23 protein-coding genes and 3 pseudogenes are annotated in these 26,490 nt (G+C 41.7%); 3 read left to right on the top strand and 23 right to left on the bottom strand.

The window, feature by feature from the left end:
• Window positions 1–745 precede the first annotated feature (745 nt).
• The 3 genes from DXA15_RS12315 to DXA15_RS12305 all read right to left on the bottom strand — a co-directional run bounded on the left by DXA15_RS12315 (window position 746) and on the right by DXA15_RS12305 (window position 3,717).
• Window positions 746–1,603, bottom strand: a complete 858-nt coding sequence (locus tag DXA15_RS12315; RefSeq protein WP_128134218.1) for a TIGR01777 family oxidoreductase — start codon at window positions 1,601–1,603, stop codon at window positions 746–748.
• A gap of 320 nt (window positions 1,604–1,923) precedes the next feature.
• Window positions 1,924–2,907, bottom strand: a complete 984-nt coding sequence (locus DXA15_RS12310; protein ID WP_128134217.1) for a TlpA disulfide reductase family protein — start codon at window positions 2,905–2,907, stop codon at window positions 1,924–1,926.
• Between the two features lie 36 nt (window positions 2,908–2,943).
• The gene (locus DXA15_RS12305; protein ID WP_128134216.1) at window positions 2,944–3,717 is read right to left on the bottom strand and encodes an EFR1 family ferrodoxin; all 774 of its coding nucleotides are present in this window, start codon (window positions 3,715–3,717) and stop codon (window positions 2,944–2,946) included.
• A gap of 99 nt (window positions 3,718–3,816) precedes the next feature.
• On the opposite strand from DXA15_RS12305, the gene DXA15_RS12300 reads away from it, so the two are divergent.
• Genes DXA15_RS12300 through DXA15_RS12290 form a run of 3 tightly spaced genes read left to right on the top strand, consistent with a single transcriptional unit; the run spans window position 3,817 to window position 5,902 of the window.
• Window positions 3,817–4,068 carry a hypothetical protein gene (locus DXA15_RS12300; RefSeq protein WP_233567234.1) on the top strand — a complete coding sequence of 84 codons (252 nt, stop codon included), beginning with the start codon at window positions 3,817–3,819 and terminating at the stop codon, window positions 4,066–4,068.
• Window positions 4,065–4,322, top strand: coding sequence for a type II toxin-antitoxin system RelE/ParE family toxin (locus DXA15_RS27975; RefSeq protein WP_128134214.1), 258 nt, complete (start codon window positions 4,065–4,067; stop codon window positions 4,320–4,322). The genes DXA15_RS12300 and DXA15_RS27975 overlap by 4 nt, the downstream gene beginning before the upstream one ends.
• A gap of 26 nt (window positions 4,323–4,348) precedes the next feature.
• Window positions 4,349–5,902: a M28 family metallopeptidase gene (locus DXA15_RS12290; protein WP_128134213.1), complete on the top strand. Its 1,554-nt coding sequence runs from the start codon at window positions 4,349–4,351 to the stop codon at window positions 5,900–5,902.
• Window positions 5,903–6,141: 239 nt separating this feature from the next.
• Here DXA15_RS12290 and DXA15_RS12280 read toward each other — a convergent pair whose 3' ends face one another.
• The 20 genes and pseudogenes from DXA15_RS12280 to DXA15_RS12185 form a co-directional block, all read right to left on the bottom strand.
• A complete protein-coding gene (locus DXA15_RS12280; RefSeq protein ID WP_010802445.1) occupies window positions 6,142–6,447 on the bottom strand; it encodes a DUF4491 family protein in 306 nt (101 codons plus the stop codon).
• An 802-nt stretch (window positions 6,448–7,249) separates the two neighbouring features.
• Window positions 7,250–7,630 carry a preprotein translocase subunit SecG gene (secG, locus tag DXA15_RS12275; protein WP_128134212.1) on the bottom strand — a complete coding sequence of 127 codons (381 nt, stop codon included), beginning with the start codon at window positions 7,628–7,630 and terminating at the stop codon, window positions 7,250–7,252.
• 7 nt (window positions 7,631–7,637) lie between these two features.
• Window positions 7,638–8,405, bottom strand: a complete 768-nt coding sequence (locus DXA15_RS12270) for a hypothetical protein (protein ID WP_128134211.1) — start codon at window positions 8,403–8,405, stop codon at window positions 7,638–7,640.
• A 3-nt stretch (window positions 8,406–8,408) separates the two neighbouring features.
• The gene (locus DXA15_RS12265) at window positions 8,409–8,921 is read right to left on the bottom strand and encodes an LptE family protein (protein ID WP_007658893.1); all 513 of its coding nucleotides are present in this window, start codon (window positions 8,919–8,921) and stop codon (window positions 8,409–8,411) included.
• Window position 8,922: 1 nt separating this feature from the next.
• A pseudogene (locus DXA15_RS12260) lies at window positions 8,923–10,105 on the bottom strand (sigma-54 interaction domain-containing protein).
• A 103-nt stretch (window positions 10,106–10,208) separates the two neighbouring features.
• Complete coding sequence (locus DXA15_RS12255; RefSeq protein WP_128134210.1) at window positions 10,209–11,036, bottom strand: lysophospholipid acyltransferase family protein; 828 nt, start codon at window positions 11,034–11,036, stop codon at window positions 10,209–10,211.
• Window positions 11,037–11,045: 9 nt separating this feature from the next.
• Entirely contained in the window at window positions 11,046–11,933 is an 888-nt protein-coding gene (locus DXA15_RS12250; protein ID WP_128134209.1) for a CDP-alcohol phosphatidyltransferase family protein, read from the bottom strand.
• 6 nt (window positions 11,934–11,939) lie between these two features.
• On the bottom strand, window positions 11,940–12,668 hold the full coding sequence (locus tag DXA15_RS12245; protein ID WP_128134208.1) for an SDR family NAD(P)-dependent oxidoreductase: 729 nt from the start codon (window positions 12,666–12,668) through the stop codon (window positions 11,940–11,942).
• A 9-nt stretch (window positions 12,669–12,677) separates the two neighbouring features.
• A complete protein-coding gene (locus tag DXA15_RS12240; protein WP_007658908.1) occupies window positions 12,678–13,145 on the bottom strand; it encodes an adenylyltransferase/cytidyltransferase family protein in 468 nt (155 codons plus the stop codon).
• A 179-nt stretch (window positions 13,146–13,324) separates the two neighbouring features.
• Window positions 13,325–14,440, bottom strand: a complete 1,116-nt coding sequence (pdxA, locus tag DXA15_RS12235) for a 4-hydroxythreonine-4-phosphate dehydrogenase PdxA (protein WP_007658914.1) — start codon at window positions 14,438–14,440, stop codon at window positions 13,325–13,327.
• A gap of 13 nt (window positions 14,441–14,453) precedes the next feature.
• A pseudogene (locus DXA15_RS12230) lies at window positions 14,454–15,490 on the bottom strand (DUF4837 family protein).
• A 55-nt stretch (window positions 15,491–15,545) separates the two neighbouring features.
• On the bottom strand, window positions 15,546–16,577 hold the full coding sequence (rlmN, locus tag DXA15_RS12225) for a 23S rRNA (adenine(2503)-C(2))-methyltransferase RlmN (protein WP_046144999.1): 1,032 nt from the start codon (window positions 16,575–16,577) through the stop codon (window positions 15,546–15,548).
• A 121-nt stretch (window positions 16,578–16,698) separates the two neighbouring features.
• Complete coding sequence (locus DXA15_RS12220) at window positions 16,699–18,834, bottom strand: SurA N-terminal domain-containing protein (protein ID WP_128134207.1); 2,136 nt, start codon at window positions 18,832–18,834, stop codon at window positions 16,699–16,701.
• A gap of 97 nt (window positions 18,835–18,931) precedes the next feature.
• Window positions 18,932–20,188, bottom strand: coding sequence for a hemolysin family protein (locus tag DXA15_RS12215; RefSeq protein WP_128134206.1), 1,257 nt, complete (start codon window positions 20,186–20,188; stop codon window positions 18,932–18,934).
• Window positions 20,189–20,195: 7 nt separating this feature from the next.
• The gene (gene lptC, locus DXA15_RS12210) at window positions 20,196–20,861 is read right to left on the bottom strand and encodes an LPS export ABC transporter periplasmic protein LptC (RefSeq protein ID WP_128134205.1); all 666 of its coding nucleotides are present in this window, start codon (window positions 20,859–20,861) and stop codon (window positions 20,196–20,198) included.
• 2 nt (window positions 20,862–20,863) lie between these two features.
• On the bottom strand, window positions 20,864–22,228 hold the full coding sequence (locus tag DXA15_RS12205) for a lipopolysaccharide assembly protein LapB (protein WP_128134204.1): 1,365 nt from the start codon (window positions 22,226–22,228) through the stop codon (window positions 20,864–20,866).
• 30 nt (window positions 22,229–22,258) lie between these two features.
• Window positions 22,259–23,542, bottom strand: a complete 1,284-nt coding sequence (locus tag DXA15_RS12200; protein WP_128134203.1) for a hypothetical protein — start codon at window positions 23,540–23,542, stop codon at window positions 22,259–22,261.
• Window positions 23,529–24,248, bottom strand: a complete 720-nt coding sequence (locus tag DXA15_RS12195) for a type III pantothenate kinase (protein ID WP_233567238.1) — start codon at window positions 24,246–24,248, stop codon at window positions 23,529–23,531. Before DXA15_RS12195 ends, DXA15_RS12200 begins: the two co-directional genes overlap by 14 nt.
• 205 nt (window positions 24,249–24,453) lie before the next feature.
• Window positions 24,454–24,882: pseudogene (gene lepB, locus DXA15_RS12190) on the bottom strand (signal peptidase I); the annotation flags it as partial.
• 141 nt (window positions 24,883–25,023) lie between these two features.
• Window positions 25,024–26,103 (bottom strand): transglutaminase-like domain-containing protein, encoded by a 1,080-nt coding sequence (locus DXA15_RS12185; RefSeq protein ID WP_233567232.1) that lies wholly within the window; start codon window positions 26,101–26,103, stop codon window positions 25,024–25,026.
• Window positions 26,104–26,490 lie beyond the last annotated feature (387 nt).

The raw sequence follows: 26,490 nt of genomic DNA, 5'->3' as shown, positions 1-26,490 counted from the left end.
CTCTGACTATGGTGGTTGTATAGGCGGGAATATGACACACCCCCTTCCCCCTCTCAAGAGGGGAGCCAGTTACAACCAGTTGCTATAAACAAACACTCATATCTGATAATAACTGAAACAAATTAATTCCGCGAACAGGTAAATAAACAGAATAGAAAGATACTACACAAAGTTTTGTATATTTATCTACCATCTGCAACCAATCCATATAACACACTGTATATATGTCATATAGATGGTGACAGATACCTGATTTTATCTGCAACCACATCTGTCATCTACCACTCTTTAATTAATATTATTCTGAAGCGTTTACTATGTATGCAGGTGACAGATGGCAGATACAGTGGCAGATAAATACACTGCATCTGCAACCCCTAATTTATTGGTAATTAATAATATATCCGAGACAGTAACAGATGGCAGATGTTTTTGTAAAACATTATGTATTATATTTGTATCAGCTTGGTGAAATTGTCACTGAATATTATCTCTAAAGTTACTACTTATTATCACTAAAGTCACTGCTAACTAATGCATAAGTCGTTAGTAAGTATTACTACCCTGTACAGGATAGCCGATTACGGTGTACAGGTTGTCAGACTAAGGTGTACACCGTAATTCACCAGGGTGTACAGGATAATTTTACTGAGTCAGGACTTTAGAGATAGAAGTTAAGGAGATATCTAATAGTTTATCCTTTACTTCTTTATAATAGATGAAAGAAGTAATCTTTCCGTGCCTACTACATCATGAAACTAAGTAACGCCAGCCGTATATCCGAATAACGGAATACATACCCTGCTGAAAGTAACCGGGCCGGATAAGCCTGTTGTCCTTTGGTGATTAATTCTTCTCCTTCTCCATAAAGATACCTGAATACTCTCCGGGGAAGGGGTAACCAAGCCGGGCGGTGCATCACTTCGGCAACCACCTTTGTAAAAGCCCGGTTCGTCAGTGGTTGGGGAGCAACCAGGTTGACAACTCCCGATAAATCCTTATGTTCGATAATAAACTGCATGGCATGCAGCACATCTTCTATATGTATCCAGGAGAATCCCTGTTTGCCGGAAGCAATCTTTCCTCCGACAAAAAAGCGGAATGGCAGCAACATCTTAGGTAATGCCCCTCCATCCTTTGACAATACAACTCCAAAACGGGCTACTACCAACCGGATGTCTCTCGACAACTTCTGCGCCTCATCTTCCCAACGGATACAGACATCAGACAGGAAACCCGTTCCCACAGACGTACTGCTTTCTGAATAAATACCGTTATCCGGATAAATGCCGACGGCTGATGCGGAGATAAATACCTTCGGCTTCACCTCCATCTCATTGATGATAGATACCAGCCGCCTGGTAGTATAAATACGGCTGTTCATTATTTTACGTTTGGCTTTCCTTGTCCAACGCTGGTTTATCGTAGCTCCGGCCAGATTGATTACAACATCACATCCGGTCAATGCCTGTTTCAGCTTTTCGTCCGACCTCGAACGGAACATCGCATGTTTCAAAGGGACAACGACATCTCCGCCAACAGATAGAAACTCTGTCAGATGCTGTCCTATAAAACCTGAATTACCGCTGATTGCAATTCTCATCTCCTTCTTCTTCAATATTATTCTTCAATAATAAAACAAGAAGGGTTTATAGTTTGTTGTAACTAGTTGGATGACAATTGTATTAAAGGTTGTAATTCTTGTTCAAAAATTTCTTTACTGATGATACGGTAATGCGGAGAGTAACTGTCGACTCTGTAATCTCCCCTTCCGTTTCCGTATAGGAAGCCATTTCGCGGCGAAGATAATTACCGGCGGCTGTTGTGTCGCTGACGATATGCCCCGGACCGAACTTATCCTGGAAAAAGTTCTTGTACGGCAGAGAAGACTGAAAAAAGAGATAAGCAGATTGCGCTTCATGCTTATTTGATTACTTCTTTTAATGTATTAGGCAAATCTTCGCCAGTGATATTCTTGGCGATGATTACACCGTCAGGATCGAGCAATACGTTTGCCGGAATGCCGCGGACACCATACAAGGCAGGTATCTCTGAATCCCAATATTTCAAATCGGAGACGTGTGTCCAGGTCAGGTTGTCATCGGCGATGGCCTTCAACCATTTGTCTTTGTTGTTATCCAGGGAGATACCGATAATCGTAAAGTTCTTATCCTTGTAATCCTGGAAAGCCTTCACTACATTCGGATTCTCACGACGGCAGGGAGGACACCAGGAAGCCCAGAAATCAAGTAATACATATTTACCACGGAAATCGGACAGAGAGACAGCCACACCGGCTGTATCCGGCAAAGAAAATTCGGGAGCCGTCTTGCCAATCTGCACATTCTCCAACTGGCCGATGATGCCATCCAGATCTTTTACATAAGGACAGTCAGCCAGTGCCGGAGCTATCTTGGCACGGGTCGCCTTCAACTGATCCAACGGAAGCTGATAGGTAAAATAACGATACAGGTAGAAAGCCGCAGCCGGCGAATCCGGGTACTTGCTTATCAGGCTATCTATATCGAAACCTTTCTCAAAGACCTTACTCTGGTTTTCCTGGAAAATCGTATTGACCGGAGAGTTCTGAACGATAATCGTCTCGCCGTCATTTCCGAGCGTCACGTCCATATTCGTATTCTCCACAAAGAGTTGCGCCGGATAATTCATATCCTCGGTAGCCAGGCCATACAGCAGGGGCTGGCTCACTTCTCCCTTGAATGTGAATTTACCGTCCTTAATCTCGGCGGTATCCACATCGAAGAACATTTTATTACGGAACGTTTTCAGGTAAATCTTACCGTCAGGCATATTCTCCACGACTCCGTTTATCACATAACCTTTAGGCGTTTCCTGGCAACTTGCCAACAGGAACACAGCCATAACCATCATTACTAGTTGTTTCATTTTGCTTTACTTGTTTTTATAGTTGACAGGCGCAACTTATTTAACATCGGGATGATGATACCTTCCTTTCTTCAGGGTAATCTTGCCATATTCTATGGCACGTACCGGACAACGGTGGATACAGGCAACACATTGCACGCAGGTATCCGACCAGACAGGCTTTCCTTCGGACAGCGTTATGGTCCCGGTCGGACAAACTTTCTCACACAAACCGCATGAGATGCAGGCTTCCGTTACCCGAAAGGAGTTCTTCCCTATGGCAAAATTAGCAAAAAGAGGATATATCCAGTAGCTTTTGAGTCCCGGCAGGCTTCCTTTATTGTATAAATTAACGTTTTTACTTTCGCGGATAGCAGCAGCGATAGCAGCGACGGCAGCGGGCGCATCTTCCAGTTTCTGTCTTTCGACTTCCTTGCTGTCTACATCAAAACCAGGCAGGAGGATATAGTTATTCGGCATAATGACCGAGTAACCAGCCGTAAGCGTAATCCCCCGTTTAGACAAGGCTTTCTGCATCCTGTCAGCGGTATAACCGCATTCGTCGCCACAGGTGGATACAGAATATACGGGTTGCTTATCGTAGCCGGTCAGCTTCAGCTTCGAGATAAAACGGGTAACAGGGACAGCCGGTCCCCACGAATGTACGGGATAGACAAACAGCACTTTCTCATCTTCCCTGAGCGGGCAGACAATTTCCTTTTTATTGGTTTTTAACTCCTCCGCTATCGAAACGACAGGTTCTCCCAACGCGATACTCAAAGCATTCGCCACCCAACGGGAGTTTCCGGTACCTGAAAAGTAAAATATCATACGCTTATCTCTGTTTTGCCCACAAATGTAAATATAATTCAGAACTAATATCTTATCTTTGTCAAATAAGAAAACCAAAGAAGAGATATTATGACAACAATGGAATTAAATTTACGGAAACAACACTTTACCGAGTTCATCCTTTCGATGGATGAAGAGGAGTTCACTGAATTGGAGAAATACGCTAAAGCATTATCTCTAAAAAAGGCTGCATCTAAAAGTAAGCCCTATCCCTGGGTACCTACTTCCGATGAGTTCAGAGCGGTTGTTGCTGAATCTGAAGAAAATTACCGTTCCGGTAAATTTATCGAAGAGGATGATATGGACAACTATCTGGATTCACTCAGATGAAAAAGTTAAGATGGGACCCCATCGCAAAAGAACAAATCACAGAAATATTCCACTTTTATAAAACGCTATGCGGATTACGTACTGCAAAGAAGATTACCGATGCAATCAGACAAAGCAGTAAGAGACTGAAAGAACAACCTTTATTAGGATTCAGAGAACCTTTGTTACTCAATCGGCACTACTTTTACAAAAAGGTAACGATTCTGTTATTATTTCCTGCTTTTCATTTGGTATACGTTATTTTTATCCATTAATTTGCAAGACTTAAACAAACACTGATATGAAAAGGACTATACTTCTCTTCGCAACCATGGCCTGTATGACCATAACTTCCCTTCCGGCACAGGAGGCCGCCGTAAATAAAATCATTGAAACCGGACGTTCCGACAATCAGGTCATGAACCATCTGGACATACTGACCAACCGTTTCGGCGGACGCCCTATCGGTTCGGATGCCTATGACAACGCCACCGAATGGGTAGCCTCCAAGTTCAAAGAATGGGGGCTGGAAGTGGAGTTACAGGAAGCCGGAACTTTACCCGTCGGATTCAACCGGGGCCCGTGGTTCGGCAAGCTGCTTGGTGAAAACGGGATGGAGTTGCATTTCGTCACCCCTTCCTATACCTCCGGTACGAAAGGACTTCAACGGGGACACGTGCTGCTAGAGCCCCTGACACAAGATGAGTTCGACCGGATGAAAGGACAGTTGAAAGGCGCCTGGATACTGGTAAACGGCAAAAACACAGGCTGGCCAATCGATTGGTCGGCAACAGCAGACTATGACCGTGCAGGTGTTATTGCAGAAAACAACACAATCGCTCAAAAAAACCGTGAGATAATGAGGGATAACTGGGTAAATAAAAAGAATACCCCCTTACTGCCTTTAAATGAAGAAAAACCGGCTCTCTTTTACAAGGAAATGTGCGAAGCCGGTGTCTTAGGTTTTATCCAGTCGGCTTCTGTCCCACTGCGTGCACTTTATGATAAGAATGTCGTATTCGATAAGGATATGACCATCGAAAAACTACCGACCGTACCCGATATCAAACTGGATGAACATCAATACGCCATCATCAAACAGATGGTAAAAGAACGCCGTTCCTTTATGCTGGAGTTCGATATACGTAACCATTTCCGCCTGGGACCGGTCAAATATTATAATGTAATCGGTTCCATAAAGGGAAGTAAACATCCGGGGGAATATGTTATGCTGAGTGGCCACCTCGATTCTTTTGATGTAGGAACCGGCGGGGTCGATGATGGTTCAGGCGTTACCCCTGTTATGGAAGCCGCCCGTCTGATTGCCACTTCGGGAGCAAAGCCTAAACGCACGATGCTTTTCTGTGCTTTTGCAGGTGAAGAATTCGGTCTGCTCGGTGCACAGGCCTGGGTTAAGGGGAATCCAAAGAAGATGGATAAAATATCGAATCTGTTCAACCGTGACGGCGGCCCTACTCCTCCGGTGGGTATTAGTGTACCGCAAGCCATGTATGATGATTTTGTGAAGATATGCGAACCGGTAAAGAAGATTAATACCGAATATCCGTTCGAAGTCAAAGTAGCCGAACCGCGTAAACAGCCGACCACCATGGGCGGTACGGATGCTTCCGTCTTTGCACTGGATGGCGTACCGACCATCGGTTTTATGGAGAAAGACATCAAAGGCTATAACTTCAGCTACGATGAGATATGGCATACGGAGCGTGACTTATACACCAAGAGCATTCCTGAATATCAACAACATGCTGCAACGGTCATGGCTATTGTCGGTCTGGGAGTAGCCAACCTCGACCATCAGCTATCACGCGAAGGATTATATCTGAAAGAAGAATAAGAGTAAATCAGGCTACCTGACGACACAAATAAGGCAGACGCCCCTGGGCATCTGCCTTATCTCTTTTACGGTTGTAAACCTTTTTCGATACATGCACCCGATTATGACTGACCGGACGTCCGTGATTCTCTATTTCCGCTTCTCGGCTTCCCTTGCGGTTTGCTTGATGTACTCGTCCAGCGGAGAGACTTTCTTTTTCTTCTTCATAGCTGTATTCTTTTACGGCTACAAAGATACAATTATTTTTCCGGATATTGTCTTTTTGGATTTTTAGGGAACCATCCTTTCAATACGCGTTCTTCCTGCTCGAATACTTCCTTGATTGTCCAGAACGAAGAAAAGGCAAACACACCGCAGATAGCGGAGACAAAAACACTCTCTATCAGCAAAGAAGCAACCGTTCCGGCAATCCCCAGAAGAAGGAATATCCACCAGCATTTAGTCCCCCAATAATATTCAGCCTTAACAACTATCGGATGAAACAACCCGATTATCAGAAAAGTAACGATACCAATCAGTAGCCCGTCAAAATTTATCATCTCCATATTTGTATTGTTTAATATAAAACAGTTTAATCTGTCTCAACAAAGATACAAAAATCAACTGTCATTCCTCATAAAATATATCTATCCGGATATAAACATCCACAAACCGTTCACCCCTACCTGCACCACCCTATATCTATATAACTATCCTTTATCAGTATTGCCTAAAAGCCATTCGGACATATATCCAACGATTCTTTTGTCAGAGGTAGGTGTAAATAAATTTAGAGGTAGGTCTATTTTCATTTAGAGGTAGGTCTAAATCGATTTACACCTACCTCTAAATAAAAAAACATTAGTACTATCCTTTCTTTTCATTCTAGACGAAAAGGAATCATTGTAGAGAGTTTCCTTATATGATTCCTTTCTTGACAGAGGTAAGTGTTTCAATAATTATCAGATGTGAATGTTGCGTCGTTGGTAGGGGCGGTTCGCGAACCACCTTTACGGTGTCAATATAAGCCTGTAAGGCTTTAACAAACCAGCCCAGGGTTGGAACCCTGGGATTATAAAACTCGCTCCTGCCTTTCCGCCCTGTAAGGGCGGAACAAGATAAATATCAACCCTTTCTACCTTGTCGCACCCCTACAGGGTGCCTCAGAAAGAGAAGGATTCAAGGGGACCCAGGGTTAGAACCCTGGGCTAGTTTGTTACAGACCTACAGCCTGAAGACACCGTCGCCAACTAGCTCATCCTATAATTAGCAGATAGCTCAAATCTTTCTAAATTTAATATGAAGCCTAATATAAAAAAAGGCATCCCGAAATGGAATGCCTTTAGTATATGCAATAAAATCTAAATCTTATTCAGCCTGAGCAGGAGCTTCTGCCGGCGTTTCTTCTTCAACCGGAGCATTTGCTGACGGCTGAGCAGTTCCAAAGTTAGGAGCTACCGTATTCGGGTCGATTGTTACAGCTTCGTTTACCTGTTTTTTGATTTCAGATTGTGTAGTAGTTGTTGCTCTTGGGATAAATGCTGTAATAACGATACTACAAACAATAACAAAACCAGCCAGGCCCCATGTTGCTTTTTCCAAAAAGTCTGTGGTTTTACGTACACCCATAATTTGGTTAGATGAAGAGAATCCCGAAGCCAGACCTCCCCCCTTTGAGTTCTGGATCAATACTATCAAGATCAGAAGTATTGAAGCGATCAGGATTAGAATAGAAATAAATACGTACATTTTAGTTTTATTTTTTAGTGTTAATAATCAATTTTTCCAAAAATCTAATTTGGTCTGCAAAGTAAGCATTTTTTTCTGGATAATTCAAATATAAGTTTTTAATAATTTGCAATGCCTTCTCATACCGTTTCTGTTTAACATAAATATGAGCCAATGTCTCGGTAAAATAAGAATCATCGTCCAACGATCGGGGTTGTTCGTTCTCCCCTTCTTTCAATGGTCCCTGGGAAACTGGCTCATCCGGTTGCAAGGATAAGACTAATCCGCTGCCCGGTGCCCGCTGTTCGTCATTTTTAATGAAAGAATCGATCAGGTCATGATGCTGAAGCTTAGCTTCCGGCTCCTCTTCCGCCGATATATCATCCTTTGACAACGACCAATATATATAATCAGATGAAACGGAAGGCTGAAACAATATGGTAGGATCAGCCGCCTGTTGTTCTCCCTCACTTTCACGATCAGCCAAAAAAGCATCGATCAGGGAGAAAGAGTCTGTTGCCGGTTCATTTTCTTCCGCTGATGCCGCAAACGGCATCCCGTAACGTTCTCCCTCGATCAGTGCGAATAGTTTTCTTCTGTCCGGTATGTAAACTGCCATTCTTTTCAGTTCTGCGGCAAAGCGTATATCATTCAATACAGCCAGATTCTTCAGATAAAGCATCCGGGCTATATGGAAATACGGATATTCAGCCACTACCTGCTGTAACGGGGAAAGTGTTTCCTTCGTCAGCAAAGAGGGGTCTTCCATCAGTAGATATAAGTCTGCAGCTTTCATATATTACCAATTGGCTACGGTTGCATTATAAATCTGATCCGTCAACTCGTCAATGATCTCCGTACAGAGTTCGGCCTGTACGTCCTGCAACATCCGGGTAGCATCAAACTCACGATATGCAGAGAAACTCTGTTCGAAATCTTCATCCGGATTCGTACGATTGGAATAACGTACACGCACAGTAATCGTCAGCTTTGTCTGCGAAGACCAGGCATCTTCCTTTACGGCCATTGGTGTCAGTTCATATCCGGTAATCTCACCTTCCAGCTCCAGGTCACCATTATTGTTGACCATCTGAAGGCGTGTCTGACGGATATAAATATCCTTCAATGCTTCGGTAAACTCCTGTGATAGCGGAGGATAAACCAAAGGTGCCTGATTAGGAAAATCCTTGATAGATATTGTTTTTACCTTTGTATAGTCAATCGAAGCTCCGTTGAACTTGTAGGAAATGGAACAGGCCGTCACCATGACTCCTATCAGTAAACAAAACCAGATTATATTCTTTCTCAACATATTATTCCAAATTATATTCTTTAATCTTTCTATAAAGAGTACGTTCTGATATTTTCAGATCAGCCGCCGCATTTTTCCTCCGTCCGTTATGTTTCTCCAATGCTTTACGGATCATTTCTTTCTCCACTTCTTCCAAAGAAAGTGTTTCTTCTTCCTCTACGGCTTCCGCTTCCTGAATCGGAGCAGAATGTACCGGACGAATCGGATGGGCATAGGGTGTCTCATCGGCAACCGGCATAGGCATCTTACCTCCCATTATATCATGAACCAGCTTTTTCAGATCATTGACATCTTTCTTCATATCGAAAAGAACCTGGTAAAGTATCTCGCGTTCACTATTGAAAAACTTCTGGTCGTTATCCTGCTTTTTGACCAGCACCGGATATTTTTCCACATTCAGATCAGGAAGATACAAACGCAGAACGTCTGCTGTAATATCACGGTTCTCTTCGATAACGAGATACGTTCCGTTATATTCTTCAACTCACGGACGTTGCCCGGCCAACGGTAGGAGGTCAGCAGCTGGCGTGCTTCATCATCCAAGCGAACCGGCGGCATACGATATTTCTCCGCACAGTCTCCGGCAAATTTACGAAACAACAAAATGATGTCATCCGGACGTTCACGCAACGGAGGGATCTGGATAGGTACGGTATTCAAACGATAATACAGATCTTCACGGAATTTTCCGTCGGCTACCGCCTGTATCAGATTAACGTTGGTTGCAGCAACAATCCTCACGTTCGTTTTCAGCACCTTTGAAGAACCGACTTTTATAAACTCACCGGTCTCAAGCACACGCAGCAGACGGGCTTGTGTCGGAATAGGCAGTTCCCCTACTTCATCCAGAAAAATAGTTCCGCCATCGGCTACTTCAAAATATCCTTTACGGTCGGCCAAAGCTCCGGTAAAGGAACCTTTTTCATGTCCGAACAACTCTGAGTCAATCGTCCTTCCGGAATGGCACCACAGTTTACGGCTATATACTGTCCGTGTTTACGCGGACTGTTCTGATGTATAATCTGTGGAAAAGTTTCTTTACCGACACCACTCTCCCCGGTAATAAGCACAGACAAATCTGTCGGAGCCACCTGCAGAGCGACATCGATTGCCCTGTTCAGGCCAGGGCTGTTTCCTATTATTCCAAAACGCTGTTTTATTTGCTGGACATCAACCTTAATCATCATATCTTCTATTGAATATCTGTAATTATTTCAGTTTGTCTGCCAAAATTACAAATCTTAATTCAAATTCCAGCTATCAGGAGTAGAATCTATCAGCGGTTTCTTATTTTTTTGCACCATAGGTACGATTAAATAAGAATTCAGCCAATGCCGTATCATCCGTAAAATCCTTCATTTCTTCCGGAGAGATAGGTTTCCCCACATACACATCGACTGTTTTACCGCGTTTGTTGAAGGCTTCGGCTGGAATACGCAAGGTACGTATTTTCCAACTGATACTTCCCAACCAGTAAAAGAAACGGGAATTAAGGAAATCAAAGTAAACAGGGTATACCGGCACATTCGCCTTCCGAATCAGACGGATCACACTATGGGTCCAGGGCAAGTCATGGATCTCTTTATCATCCTTATTATAAAAGGAGATCGCCCCTGCCGGAAAGAATCCCATCGGATGCCCTTCTTTCAGTCGCTGCAAAGAATAACGCACCCCGTTTATGTTGGCCGGATTCGGACCATTACCGGTTGAATCGGGCAACACCGAAACAAAATTATCCTTCATGGCACCGATCTTTACCAGAATCTCGTTCACCATCACTTTAAAGTCCGGACGACGAGCAGCCATAATGTCGATCAGTATAATACCGTCGATCGAACCGATCGGATGATTGGATATGGTTATAAATGCCCCTTCGGGCAGGTTATCCAGTATTTCCGCATGATGCAGATTATACTTGATATCGATCAGTGGATCACTCAGTAATGCTGTAGTAAACGCTGAACCGCGCAGATGGCAGTTATTGGCATGTACTTTGTTTACTTTGTCAACACTCAACCACTTAATCAATAATTTGCCAAGGAAGGTGCCTATACGGCTTTTGAAGAACGGGGCAGCTTCCTGCAAATCATTAATGTCTACTACGCTCTTTTTCATACTTTTTACTTATTCTATAAACGATGCGCACATTTTTTCGTGCTTGCGCATCGACAATAGCAGCACGATATTCAATACGATTATTTCATACAGGAAATAAACCCATACTTCTCCGATCAATACAACTATAAACATAACGATTGTACGTCCGTTAAATGTCAAGAGATCAATATAACGCATTAACTCACGACTTTGTTTACGAAAAGCAATACGCACATTTTCCGGAATATCATCTCCATATTTGGCATGGAGGCTCTGCAACATACGCTGCAAGGCTGGAGTGGCTTTCACCTGAAGTAATGTGTATCCCCTATAAAGGAAATAAAAAGTTTTATTGATACCCAGCTTCATCTCCTTATGACGGGCAATGACCTGTTCCAGCGACTGGAACTCAGCTCCTTTGTCCTTACTGATAAAATAGAGATGCAATGTTTTATAATAATCGGTTATATTAGCCTGCACCAGATGGGATAAACCGGACACAACGGCCAAAGCAAAAAACCAATAAGTACCATACTCATGAGACAGACGAAGGGCAAAACCTACATAGATAGAGGCAAACCAGATATCACCGGCAAATCCGTCCAATATACGTCCGATAGCGGACTTGATACCTGTCAGACGAGCCAGCTGTCCGTCTACGCAATCCAGTATATTGGCAAAGACCAACAATAAAATACCACAAATATTATAAACTAGATTATCATGATAAAACATGAAGCCGACAGCAGCTCCCACAAATATAGAAATAACCGTTACCATATTCGGGGTAATCCCCGTGCCGCGCAACATACGAGCGATACGAAAACCTATCGGACGGTAAAACGCCCGGTCGACAACATTTTCTGTTTCTATTGATTTTAGTGATGCTTCGTATTCTTTATCCAAATTACTCATGATCTATTATTTATACGAATATCCGCCGTCTACAACGACCACTTCGCCATTAAAATAACTATTTTCTATTAACATCTTATACACTTCGGCCAACTCTTCCGGATCACAGAAACGGCCTAAAGAAACTTTATTTTCTATATTCCGCCGTATTTCTGCCGGTTTAGTCTTCTGCCATTCGGTGTCGACAAACCCGGGAGCAACTGCGTTCACACGCAATTCATAAGGAACCAGGAATTTAACCATATTCTTCACTAAGGCATGTACAGCACTCTTAGTCACTCCGTAAGCCAGAGATACCGAATGAGGCTGGATCCCCATCAGGGAACCGGTAAAGACCACACTACCACCTTTATTTATCCGTCCGACAATACGTTGCAATAAGAACACCGGAAAATGAACATTGGCAAAGAATACACGTTCCCAATCAGTAAGTGACAAGTCCTCGAACGAATCGCGGCAAGTCAACCCCGCATTAAAGACCAGTGCATCTAAAAGCAAATTCTTCTCCTGCAAATAAGCATCTATTTTATCAATGGACTCTTTCTTTGTAATATCAGCCTGTAGCACAGACACATTGATTCCGAATTGCTGTTGCAACCCTTCGCGGGTTTGTTCGGCCATCCCGGGATCGGAAGCATAAGTAAGCACAAGGTTATACCCGGCTTTCCCCAAACAGAGAGCCACCGCTTTACCTATACCCTTTGTACCACCGGTAATTAAAGCACACTTTTCCATGAGTAATCTTTATTCCTCCCCTTTTCCCTTTACAGTGGCAGGTTTAGCATGTCGTTGATATTTCAGATTTTCTTCGTAAGAATCATGAATCGTTTTCTTCAGATTAGAGGAAGAAACACCGGTTCCATAAGGGAAATAAAAAACCTGTACGCCTAAATCTTTTAAATAATCATATTTACCAAACCAGTCATCCCCCACAACAAAAGCATCGATATTCAGTTTCTTTACGATCTCCGTATGATCCAATGTATGCTGCGGTATTACAATATCCGGAGTTTTCAACGCTTCAATAATTTGAAGGCGTTCATTGAACGGGATAATAGGATTCGCTTTATAAGAAGAAACCAGTTCGTCCGTGCTCACTCCTACAATCAGGATATCAGCCAGGCTACGGGCATAATTGATCATCCGGAGATGATTATAATGAAACATATCAAATGTTCCGGAGGTATATACGATCGTTTTATCTTTAAACATAATTCATGTTGCAATTTTGAACCACAAACTTACACAAACTTTTCCTATCAAAAAAAGTTTGAAGTCAAAAAGCGCAATACAGACCATATTATTATAAAATACAACAGATATGGACTGTTAGTCTTTATAACAAATATCCCCTGAAAAAGTGTATTTCCAGGGGATCTGTTTTTTATTATTTACTGAGGACAAACCTCTGCATCGTCATCTTTGGTAAGATCCAGCTTTTCATTATCGCCTCCCTTATCAAAATATTGCTTGCGGAGAGGGTTTGCAGTAGCTTCCCGATAATTCAACCTGTTCCGGTAAATATCCAGCGCAGTATATAACGCCTGGCGGAACGACTCTTCGGAAGCCACATTCTGTCCGGCTATATCGTAAGCTGTTCCGTGAGCCGGCGAAGTACGGACAATCGACAGACCGGCCGTATAGTTAACCCCGTCATCCATGGCCAGCGTTTTAAACGGCGCCAAACCCTGATCATGGTACATCGCTAATACGCCATCAAATTTATCGTACATCTGAGAGCCGAAAAATCCGTCTGCCGCATAAGGGCCAAAAGACATGACACCTCTTTTTTCCGCCTCTTCCATGGCCGGAATAATGATCGTTTCTTCTTCTTTTCCCAGTAAGCCATCATCACCTGCATGAGGATTCAATGAAAGCACGGCAATACGTGGTTTTACAATCCCGAAGTCCTGCTTGAGCGACTGATTGAATATGCGCAATTTCGACACGATATCCTCTACGGTTATTCTGGAAGGAACTTCTGCCAATGGGATATGTCCGGTCACCAAAGCAACACGCAGACCATCCTTCATCAAAATCATCAATGCCTTCCGGCCCACTCCGCCAAAACGCTCTTCCAGGTATTCGGTATGTCCCGGAAAATGGAACTGGTCATTCTGGATATTGTGCTTATTGATCGGTGCTGTCAGCAATACATCTACAGCACCCCGTTTCAGGTCTGTAACAGCAGCTTCCAAAGCTAAAAATGCAGCTTCTCCGGCTATCGATGTCGACTGCGATAATTCTACTTTTGTTTCATCGTCCACACAGTTGATGATATTCACCCGGTTTATACCGGCATCTTCTGCCTGGGAAATGATGTTCATATTCACAGGAGGCAATTCCAACGCTTTCCGGTGATAAGCTGCTATTTTTGATGATCCGTATATAACCGGAGTACAAAGTTCGGCAACTCTGGCATCCGAGAATGTTTTCAGTATCACCTCATATCCGATGCCATTTATATCTCCGTGGGTAATGCCCACCTTAATCAATCGTTCTTCCATGTATTATGTTTGTTTATTTCTTACTTTCCGGTATGTCCAGCTTCCCTTCCACCGATTTATCAAATTCACCCGGCAAGCGAAGTGTATATAAAGCAGCTTCGATACGACGGATAAAGTTACGTTTATCTGTTTCAGGAGCAAAAACAAAGCCTTCGGCTACAACGACCCGGTTATTCTTTTCATCCAGACGGACATGGCTGACAAACGGTCCGCCCATCATATCACCGACCATTTTCCACAAACCGCGCAGCACACCGCAATACTGCCCGTTTACTGTGATCGGCGTATATTCTACCCCAAAACGGGACTCAGTCGTCATATACGATTCAGGGAAAGCTCCCGGCAGATTTTCCTTCAACACCGAGTCGCGCTTTGCTACCAGATATTCTGCCGTGAAGGTATTCGGATCGGTATAAGGGAAAGTATATACAATCAGATCTGTACGACCAGTATTAGCATTATTAGACGCCCAGAAGAAATCTGTCGTATCACGATAATAGGTCATATTAGACGGAGCATTCAGCATCAGGTCATGATTATTTTTCAGATTATCCATGACAACAGTACTGTAATCTTTCTCCAACTGGCCAATCGCCCGGTTCATTTCGACTTTCACAAAGAAATCAACCAGCGCTTTCGGATGAGCCTGTGAATATTCAATAATAGCTTCAGGAGAAGGAGCATTCAGTGTCACAACTACCTGCCCTTTAGCCCAACGGTCGTCTCATAACTTACCGAAGCCTTCGTGTAAATAGACGGATCAATATTTACAATCAGTATATTGCGGACATAAGTCAATAATCCGTCGAATTGTGAAGGATCTACATAAGTAATCTTCAATGCAGGTTCAGATTGAGGAAGACCTGGGACATCAGATGTCAGCTCTTGTTTAATAGCCTTTCCCGAAGGGCCATCCCAATCAGCTTTTTTCATTACAACTACAACCTCATAAGCAAGGCCTGTGGCGCGTTTTCCAACCGGTCCTGAGCTACATGCTCCCAGCAATACCAGAAACATGAGTAAGCTAATCTGTAAAGAAATCTTTTTCATACCCATTCGTTTTTATAACACAAATATAATTCTTTTCTATCAAATGACTTGTCTTCTATCCGTTTTGTTGTTTTTTTGCTGTCGACAGCATTCCACAGGCAGCAAATATATCCTCTCCTCTCGAAGCACGGATTGTACAAACAATCCCTGCATTGTTCAATGTATCACGAAAGACTTCCATCTTCGCCAAATCCGAACTTTCCAACGGGACGTTAGGGATAGCATGAAAACGAATCAGGTTAACCCTGCAATCTACATCATTTAATAAACAAATCAGGGCTTTAGCATGTTTCAGACTATCATTTAAATTTTTAAAAACTATATATTCAAAAGAAACACGACGTTGATGGGAGAAATCATATTGCCTGATGAGATCAATGACGCCCTGCGCCGGATAAGCTTTTTCTACAGGCATTAAAGACAAACGTTCTTCATGAAAAGGAGAATGCAGACTGACTGCCAAATGGCAGTCGCTTTCTTCCAGAAAACGCTTCAAGCCTTTTGCCACCCCGATAGTGGAAACTGTTATCCGCTTGGGACTCCACCCATATCCATAGGTAGAAGTAAGGATTTCAAGCACCTTAAACAACTCATCCACATTATCCAAAGGTTCCCCCATTCCCATAAAGACCAGATTTGTCAATGATTCTGATTCCGGAACAGACTGGATCTGGTTCAATATTTGATTTGCCGTAAGATTGGCAGTAAAACCTTGTTTACCCGTCATACAAAACAGGCAGTTCATCTTGCATCCGACCTGCGAAGACACACATAATGTAGCCCTGTCGTCGGTCGGGATATAAACAGCCTCCACAAAATTACCGTTCCCTGCAGCAAATAAATATTTAATCGTTCCATCGACCGATTTCATACAATCAACCGGAGGGAGTGCCCCTACCTCAAAAGACTCTTCCAAAAGAGTACGTTTGGCAACAGCAATATTAGTCATTTCCGCAATAGAGGTAACTTTCTTCTTATACAGCCAATCGGCCATCTGTTTTGCAGCGTATCCCGGTAAACCGACCTGTGCCGCCACTTCCTTCAGTTCGTCCAGCGTCATGCCTAACAATTGTCTCTTTTCTTGCATTGTATATTGTTATATAACGATTAATCCGGCACAAAGATAAAAAAAGCTGCCGGACTTTTCTGAATAAGTCCGGCAGCTTTCCTTAAAAAGGATTATGTAATACCTTTTGAGCTTTATTTGTTTAGAAGAAACGTATACGGTTGTCTTCTACATCTGCTTTGTTAACCAGTGACTGGATAGCCTGGAATCCGAAGCGATATGCGTTTGATGCATCCAACGTTTTAATTTCTTCTGCTTCGTTGTATTCTTTTGCATCCTTGTTTCTGTCGTATACTTTAAATACATATACGCCATTGTTACCGGCAACCGGAGCACTTACCTGACCAACCTCAGCAAGAGAAACCATTGCATTCAGTTTCGGTTCTACACCGATACCGGAGATACGACGTGTTCCGAAGTTGATAAACTTCACTGAATCAACTTTTGAACCCATTGCATCAGCATAAGCTTCAACTGATGTCAGATTTTTAGCCTTCAGATCAGCAGCGATCTTCTCACCTTTCTTCTGAGCAGCGATTTCAGCTTTCAAAGCAGGAGTTAAAGAGGCAACCGAGCGGTAACCTTCTTTTATAGTACCTTCTACGCCTGCAATTACAAACTTATCGTCACATTCAAAGATTTCAGAGATTTTACCCTTATCATTCTGGAATGCCCAACGGATTACCGGACGAGAATTTTTAATGCTACCCAACGTCTGGTTATCAGCAGTAACATTTACACCTGCAATCAGATTATATCCAGCTTCTTTAGCAGCTTCATCCAACTTAGCTAAATCGTTGTTCTGTGAAATGAACTGGTTCAACTCGTTATAGATATTGCTATAAGTTTTAGAGCTCGGAGATACTGTCATGTCAATATCCGCTACTTTATACTTATTTACATTAGCTGTTTTTTCTGTTACTTTCACCAGGTGAGTTCCATACAAAGATTTTACTTTGGCAATTTCGTTTACCGGAGTAGAGAAAACAGCATTCTTAAAGTCTTCATTTACACCTCTCAGTGCAGTAATTTCTGTGAACCATCCCAGTTCACCGCCATTTTCAGCAGCCTGGTCAGCAGAGAATTCTTTTGCCAATGCAGCAAAGTCTCCACCGTTCTTCAATACATTCATCAAGCTGTCAGCCAAAGCTGTCGTACGGGCTTCGTCTCCATTTGCCAACATAATATGGCTTACCTTAACAGAGTCCGGAGCAACTTTCTTGTCCACCAACTTGAACATTCTGTATTTGTTGTTATCGAATACCGGGCCATACACAGAACCAACTTCCGAAGTCGTTGCGAATTGTTTCATTTCCGGATCAAAGGCATTTTCTGTAAAGAAAGCATCCATGTAAGGAACTTCTGAATTTTCATTTACAATATCAGCCACCTTTTCAGAAGTAGTGAATTCTTCTTTCAAAGATTCGATATCAGCACTTGCTTTGTCATAATCTTCCTGGCTGGGACGAATGTCAACAGCGATATACTTGATCACTTTACCTTCTTTTTGTTTGTAAAGTTCCTTACGCTGGTTGTACAGCTTTTCGATTTCACTCTTGCTTACTTCGATTGTTGAGTCAGGAATGCTTGCATATGACTGCATAGCATAAACAATGTCAGAGTTTTCAGCTGCGTCATTGAATGCTTCTTTTGCATCCAGCACGTTTGCTGAAACAGCCTTACTTAACAATGTTGTATATTTTTGTTCCAGACGCTGACGTTTAATGTTCTTTTCCCAGAACAACCAGAAATTGCGAGCCTGGAGCAACTGAGCCTGCTGATCTGCAGGGTAGCTTGCGATATTGTCGTCGTCAATTGTTTTCAGGAAATTCAACAGAGCTGTTTTGTCGAATTGTCCGGTCTGCGGATTAACAAACATCTGCATCTGCTGAATCATCGGTGAAATATTCTCACCCTGAACCATGTCAAACAATTCTTCCGGACTTACAGCCATACCTAATTTATCAGTTGCTTCGTCAAGTACAATTTCCTGTACCATAGCATCGAATACCGACTGACGGATCTGATTCATGTATTCTTCGGGCAGATTGGTCTGACCGGATTGCATCTTGTACATCTCAGTCATTTCATCAATACGTCCTTGATAATCCTGAATTTTAATTACTTCCCCGTCAACCTTAGCAACTCTCTCCTGAGTTTGTCTGAAATAAGTAGAACCGGAGTTCAAAAAGTCTCCAATGATAAAAGCGAACAATGCCAAACCCACAACGAGTACGAGCAGTCCTGCTTTGCTTCTGATTTTTTCCAGCGTAGCCATTTATCGTTATTTATTTTTAAAGTTTATATTTTACAGTTTAAGGGCACGAAGATACGAAAAAAAGAATTTGTTACATCTTTTATTCCACTTTTTTTCATCAATTGCCTACTTTCATTCGCACAAGTTCTATTTTCGTTGCCGTTACTTTTATGATTTTAAAAGTATATTTATCAATTACGATTGATTCATTCAATTTAGGAAATTTTTGGTAGAAATGCAGGATATATCCGGCAATCGTTACGTAATCGTCTGATTCCGGGAGCTCAAGGTTGAACTTTTCATTGAGAGTATCTATCTCCATACGACCGGATATCAGGTATTCATCGTCCGAAACTTTCCGGGCTACGTATGATTTCATATCATGCTCATCCTCTATCTCTCCAAAGATCTCCTCTACCAGATCCTCCAGCGTCACAATCCCCGCTGTACCGCCAAATTCATCCACAACCACAGCCAGACTCTTTTTGTCCTGCATCAGAACCTTCATCAGCTTATTGGCTGCCATCGTTTCCGGGACAATGGAAACAGTCTTTATACTCTGTGTCCAATCTTCCGGATTTTTAAATAATTCCGATGAATGGATATATCCGATAATATCATCTATATTTTCGTTATAGATCAATATCTTCGACAACCCCGTTTCAATAAACTTAGAACGAAGTTCTTCCATACTGACAGTCTTATCACAGGCGACAATCTCCGTACGGGGAACAATACAATCGCGCAAACGGACATTGGAAAAATCAAGCGCATTTTGAAATATTTTCACTTCCGTATCCATATCTGAATTCAGAGGAGCATCTTCGATACTTTGCTGAATAAAAAAGTCAAGATCCACTTTACCTAAAGTACGCCTGCTCGATTGAGTAATATTCTTTACTCCCACTAATTTCAGTATCAGATAAGAAATCAGTGCTGAAAACTTCGAGATAGGATATAATATAATGTATATGATCAACAAAGGGACCGAAAACAAATTCAAAGAAAAGTTAGGATTCAATTTGAAAATCGTCTTCGGGATAAACTCGCCTGTAAACAATATCAGGAGTGTCGAGATAACAGACTGAATAAGAACAATCAGAGCCTCATTATCAATGAAACGGGCGATAAACGGTTCCAGGACAACTGCCATCTGTAAACCATAGACAACCAGTGCGATATTATTACCCACCAGCATCGTTGATATAAACTGGTTTGGATTCCGGTAAAAAATATCCAATATTTTACCGGCTATATTCTTATTTTTTTTATCCAGTTCATGCCGCAACTTATTAGAAGAAATAAATGCGATCTCCATACCGGAAAAAAAAGCGGAAAAGGCTAATGAAATCAATATGTACGTTAATGCATTCACATCAGTTCTATTTTATTGAATCCGGCTTTGCTATATTCACAACCACAGAATCGCCGGTTGCAGTATTCACACGCGAAGTATCACGTGCTGTATCGCTGACAGGGAATGTTCCCTGCGAATTAAATATCTTATATTTCGTCATGTTCTGGTTCGACTTAAATCCGATGCCGGTGATAATCTTATCCCCTTCTTCCAGCTCAAAGTATTCATCTGTGTAAATTTGGTCTTCTTTCTGGTCGAAATACAGTATTGAAGTATTCAACTTTTTACCTTCCTGGCTCAAAATACCCACATGACCAATCAGCTTATACAGCCCTTTCTTATCCCAATAATAAGCGGTATCTGCTTTTACACTTGCTTCTACATTAAACAAGGAATCAAATTTCTCCACGTAAACCCCCTGGGGAAAATAGCTGTAAGGCTCCTTGGCTTTTCCGAACACCAACCACTCTTTCGCGTTCATCCGGTAACGGGTGATACCGGAATCAGAGATAAGACTGGAAACATCGGTCGTTCTCAGCGTATAGGTATTTTCCGGATCGAAGGTAACTTCCACCACTTCTTTATTCTCCTTGCCACAGGAAGCCATAAATAAAAGAAGCATAACAACTACCGCGAAAGTAGTTGTTATGCCATATTTGTTCGTTTTACAAAGAAAACGCGTTTCCGTCATAATTATCTGATTCTTGTTGTCTCACCGATCCAACCACCTACAGTAAATGATTTACCCTTTTCCAGATCCGGATGCATGAAAACTTCCTCTGTAGAAGGCAAATGAGCACGGTAAGTAGAAATCAACTTGTTAGCTTCGTCTACACAGCTTTCATCAACCTGTTTTGCTTTTTCCCACTGGTCGATTGCCACATTGTAGGCAGCTCTTGCCAAAACACCGTCATTCGGAAATACATTCTTAACTGTAGCAGCATACATCTGGCCAATCAGGATGTACGGCTGACCATAGCTAGTATTTGTAGCTGCAGCTTTCTTTGCATATTCCCTTGCTTTTGAATAATTTTTCTGATCCAGATTAATCACTGCGATCATATAATAATCTTCAGCTTTTGAAGAAGGGTCTGTTTCCATATTGGCTGCTTCTTCAAAATATTTGACAGCTGTGTCATATTCTTTATTCTTTACAGCACGTTTAGCAATACCAATAGCGGCATCTGCACTCGGCTCAAGTTCATAAGCATATGCTGCTGCAGCAAAGAATGCATCGATTTCCTGGCAACGAACACGTCTCAGCAGAGAAACGATTTCTTTTAAAGCAGCCAGATCACTCTTGCTTTCTTCAACTTTCGGAGCATACAGGTTCTGCAATGTTTCGCAATCGGCAGCACCACTGTTTGCAAATGCACCGTTCACACTTGTTTTGAATGTTGTCAGGTTGTTAACTTCTTTTTCGTTGTTGGCAGCTTGTGCAGCCTGCAACTGAGTATCCAGGATTTTAGATGCTTTCAGATAATCTTCAACGTATTGTCCTTTGTGATTAGGATCATCAGCCATCTTCTGATAAGAAGCAAACATATACAAAGAAACCCCTAATGCTTCCGTTTTGTCTCCATATTCGTTGATGATTTCACCCAACCAGTTATACAGTTTATTATAATCGGCTTTATCTCCCATCTGCTGGATATAATCCTGTGCTTTACGGGAAACGATCCAGTCTTTGCCGTAGCGTCTGTCATCACCGAAATATTTCACACGTTTGTCATATACTCCCATCAGATCATCGATCAAAGCAGCTTTCTTCGCCGGATCTTTTTCATTGGCAATCTTCCATGCCATGATCTTTACACCATGCAAATAAATATCCTTTGTTGCAGCAGGACATTCTTCGTAAACAATTTTCCAAAAATCATATGCATCCTTAAAATTCCCTGCCTTAGCATAAGGAACGAACAAGCTGATATTGGTTATACAACGGATACTGTCTTCGCCAGACCCAAATTGTGTTCCATTATCTACTCCTTTCTGTGCATATGCGCCTAGTGCTCCCATAGAGCATGCAGCCGCAATTAATAATACCTTTATTTTCATATCTGTTTTAATTTAAGTTAGCAATTTAAATTAATCTACCTTTTTCTTCCAGAACCACATTTCATTAAATGTGTAATTAACAGTAAAACGGAAATACTGTTCATCAATCATGTTTTTACCACTTGGGTTAATCTTCGTGTATTCAAAAGACACATTTACCAACGAACGGTTATCAACCAACGGTAATCCGAAACCGACGCTCACACCATATTCATTATAGCCATTTCCTTTATATGCTGCATCATCTGTATTATTTATCATCAGATAGGAATTGCTATAATGGGCACCGGCACGGTATCTTACCCGGCCGAAAAAATTACGATTCTGATAATTTGGAATAAACTCGCCTCCGGCTGCAACCCGAACACGGTTCTTAAAACTATCTTTTGAATCATCATAATACGCTTTATCCCATGTTTCATACAGTACATCCGCAGCTAATGTCATCTTATTATTTTTCACATATGATGCACCAAAACCGATCGAGTTCGGTATATCAAATGCTTTACTCTTTGTCGTATCCGAAGCTACGATCTCGGCAGAACCGGAACTGGTTGCCGCATAAGTCATATTAATATAAGTCGCATTCAAACGGTTTTTTGGAGAAAAGGCCAACCCGAATGTAACATTTTCTGTTTTACTGATCGGGTGGGTATATTGAACTCCAAAGTCCAGTTTTATATCCCGTACTTCCAGATTCTGATTACGAATCGTGTTCCGTTCTGAGCCCTGTCCTACAATAGAACTCTGCTCATGCTTGATGTTTCCAAAAAGATATCCGACATTCGCTCCGACTGAAAGACGCTTCTTCCATATATCTATAGACAAACCTGCATACAAATCGTTTAATCCGCCGGAACCATTAAATGTTTCCACATAATTAAATCCACCTTCAGATGTTCTCCGGGCACCAAAGCTATATCCGACATACGAGTAAGGTAAAATACCCACACTCATCGCAATACGTTTATGTATCGGGAACTGCATTGCAATATACTCCACATTCCCATTAATATTGTGCTGTTTATTGACTCCGTCATCAAACCATGAAAGCTGGCCCGATGCTCCAAAATCAAAAAGGAATGTCAATGAATCCATGCTTGTATACGATGCCGGGTTCATCGGGTTGATCTGTTTCGACGATCTTAATCCGAAACCAACGCCCCCCATTGCCCGTCCGGCTCCGAATGAACGATCCGCTAATTCACCATACCCAAAACGGGTATAGGGCGAGTTAGTGTTATTTTGTGCCGCTAGCGACAACTGTGTCAATATAAGAATGCTTACTATTAGTAGCTTATTAATCTTCAACATTATACTCTAAGATTCTGTTTAATCCTGTCAACACTAAATTAATGTCTGCAAAGATGGAGTTTTTTAGTCGGCTTTCAAAATAAAACGAATGACCGCCTGTTAAAAAAACCAAAAGGTTAGGATATTTTATCCGTAACTTCTCGATATACCCGTCCATCTCGTAGACTATCCCATTCACTACTCCTGCCTGGATAGCACTCTCGGTATTGGTACCCAATAAAGGGACTTCCTCCTGTTCCGTCACCAAAGGTAGTTTTTTTGTATAAAAGTTCAAAGCCTTGAAACGGGTAGTCATTCCCGGAGAGATATTCCCTCCCAGATAAGAACCCGAGGCCTCAATCAATTCGTAAGTAATTGCTGTGCCAGCATCAATGACAAGCAGGTCTTTTCCCGGTTCCAGGTAATTGGCACCGACAGCCGCAGCCAACCGGTCTTTTCCCAAAGTTTCGGGCGTTTCATATTGAACCGTTATAGGCAACTTTACAGTTTCATCCAAAAAGATAAAGCGCCGGAGCCTACCACGCAGGTAATCATTCAGCACTTCATTTTTGCCTATCACAGTCGACAATATTCCATGTTTAAAATCGTATTTCCCAAAGAGAGACTCCAATTCATCAACATCGAATTTCTTATATACAAAAGAGGCTTCCATGTGCTTCTTATTGTATACTGCAACTTTTGAAGAGGTGTTTCCTTGTTCTATAATTAAATTCACGTGACTGAAATTTTCCGCAAAGAAAAGCAAAATTGGTGAAATAATACCTATACAGGCAGCACAAACTGAAAAAAAGAGTTATCCAAGCAATTGTATTTCTACCTGTGACCAAAACGATGCACAGCCGAAAAATCCCGCTAACAGCGAGTTGTGACCAGTTTGTATCAGAAATCTGTCCCATCTGAATATAACCGGAAGTTTGTACGCCTTCCACATGAAAGAATCCGTTTCGGATGGATAAGGTATCTCCCGGTATTCCGACACACCGTTTGATATAATATTTGAGTATATGCATTTCAATTTTATCCCAACTGTTTGGATGCGGAAAATTGAAAACCAGAATATCATTGCGTTTTATCTTTTTGAAACCGGGAATGCGATAAATCTCTGTTTGCTCGTTTCTCATGGAGGCAAACAGGTTGAATAAGCGAGGTCCAACGGTCGGTTTCCAGACAAGTATATTGTCTCCTGTAATTAATCCCGGTTCCATCGAATCGCTGGGGATTTTGAAAGAGGCAAAGACAAATACCTGTAAAACAAACCATAGAGTCACTGTCATACATAGCCAGAAGACTATATTGATGGCTTTGTTGATCAGGTTATGTATTTTTCTATGCTCTTCCATCGAATTAATAGCTTTTTATACTGTCGTTTTCAATAAAAAATATCCGTTGGTTAACGATCCTTTCCGGAATAGTGAACCATAATAATGCATTAGCGGGTATTTGATCGTATGTTTGTGTTGTATCAGTTGAACTTGCATATTCTAACGGGATAAAACGTTCTTTCTCTGTATCCCAAAAGTGTAGTGTATGTTCCTGATCCAGTTTTTCTTACGCTTATTCAATGTGAATGTTTGTTTATGTTCTTTTTGAGGGATAAATTTACGAATGTTTCCATCTTTATCCGTATAAAAGGGGGCAGTAATATTTCGTAATTTATTCCCATCCGGTGAATCGGCAACCATAAATATATTATCTCCAACAACGTTTTCGAAATAACAAACAGTATCTTTTCTATGTCCGATCGCTATCGGGCACCATTCATAATAGTTATAAGTACATAAATAGACTTGATTTGATTTTCCTTTTTTTCTGTTGTTTTTGTCGACAGAAACCTTTATTGATGTCGTTTTATCCAGATATTCATTGGTAACATCATAGATTAGAGGACTTTTTAGAGTCGTAACATATCCGTCGTCTTTTTTATCCATAATAGAAAAGTCCGGATCAAAACGTGAACGATATACTTTAGCCGGTCGTCTATGTCTGACTTCTGAGAAAGAGCGGGCGTGTGTGTCGGGTTGATCTTCTCCCGGTCCGAAGCTGTAGAATTTTCCATTGTCTAAAACTACGCACCAGCTATGGCCCAGGTCCATTTTAGTCCAGGTCGTCTGTTCTACTGTAACCGGAATGCCACAAGCTCTCATTATAAAAGTACCCAGATTGCATAATCCTTCGCATTGGCTGATTCCGGAACGGTAGGTTTCGTCAATGGTTGGATAAAAGGGAAGACCGGTATGTCCATATTTCATAATGCCTTTCAGATGTTCATTAAGTACGAAGCATGCCTCTAAAGGAGTTTTTACTTTAGCAGAATCCAGTATGGGAACGAAGCGCTCCATAATTTCTCTTCTCAAATGAGATACCTCTTCACATTGTGCGCGGTAGGGGAGGATGTATTTACAGAAATCATTGAATGAAACATTTTTTGCCCATGGCTTTTGCCAGACAGTAAAAGCCAGTTCTATATTGTCAATAAGAAAGCGGCTGTCAAGTGTCAATATATCATCTACTTTTTGTTCTTTTATTCTGTAACCCAATTTAAATAAAAAATCACAATGCATTTTGATTGCTTTTTCTCCGTTGAATTGACTTATGTCTGGCCTGTATTTTTCTTTTTTAGTAGACATGAAGTATGCCTCTCGTGAAAAATGATAGGGCATGTTTTCAATAAGGAATTTAGTTGCTTTTAATTTTTGAGGATTTTTTTTGAAATGATTCAGTACGGTTTTTAATTCAGTTTCGTTTTCTCCGGCTACTTGAAGAGCATAATCGAGTGGTTTGTTCCGGTTACAGGAACAACCATGATAATTATCATAAACCAACTATAAATCCTACGTTTCATATTCTTATGTTTTTAGCAAAAATTTTCCGATAAAATAGGAGAATAAAATTCATCCCTTTTGATAACGGCGAACATTCTCGCCACAAGTTTTGCCCGTAAAGCATTG

The sequence above is a fragment of the Parabacteroides sp. AM58-2XD genome (genome assembly GCF_003463685.1).
Taxonomy (GTDB): Bacteria; Bacteroidota; Bacteroidia; order Bacteroidales; family Tannerellaceae; genus Parabacteroides; species Parabacteroides segnis.
Note: the sequence above shows the minus strand (reverse complement) of the source record. Positions and strands in the feature narration are given on the sequence as shown.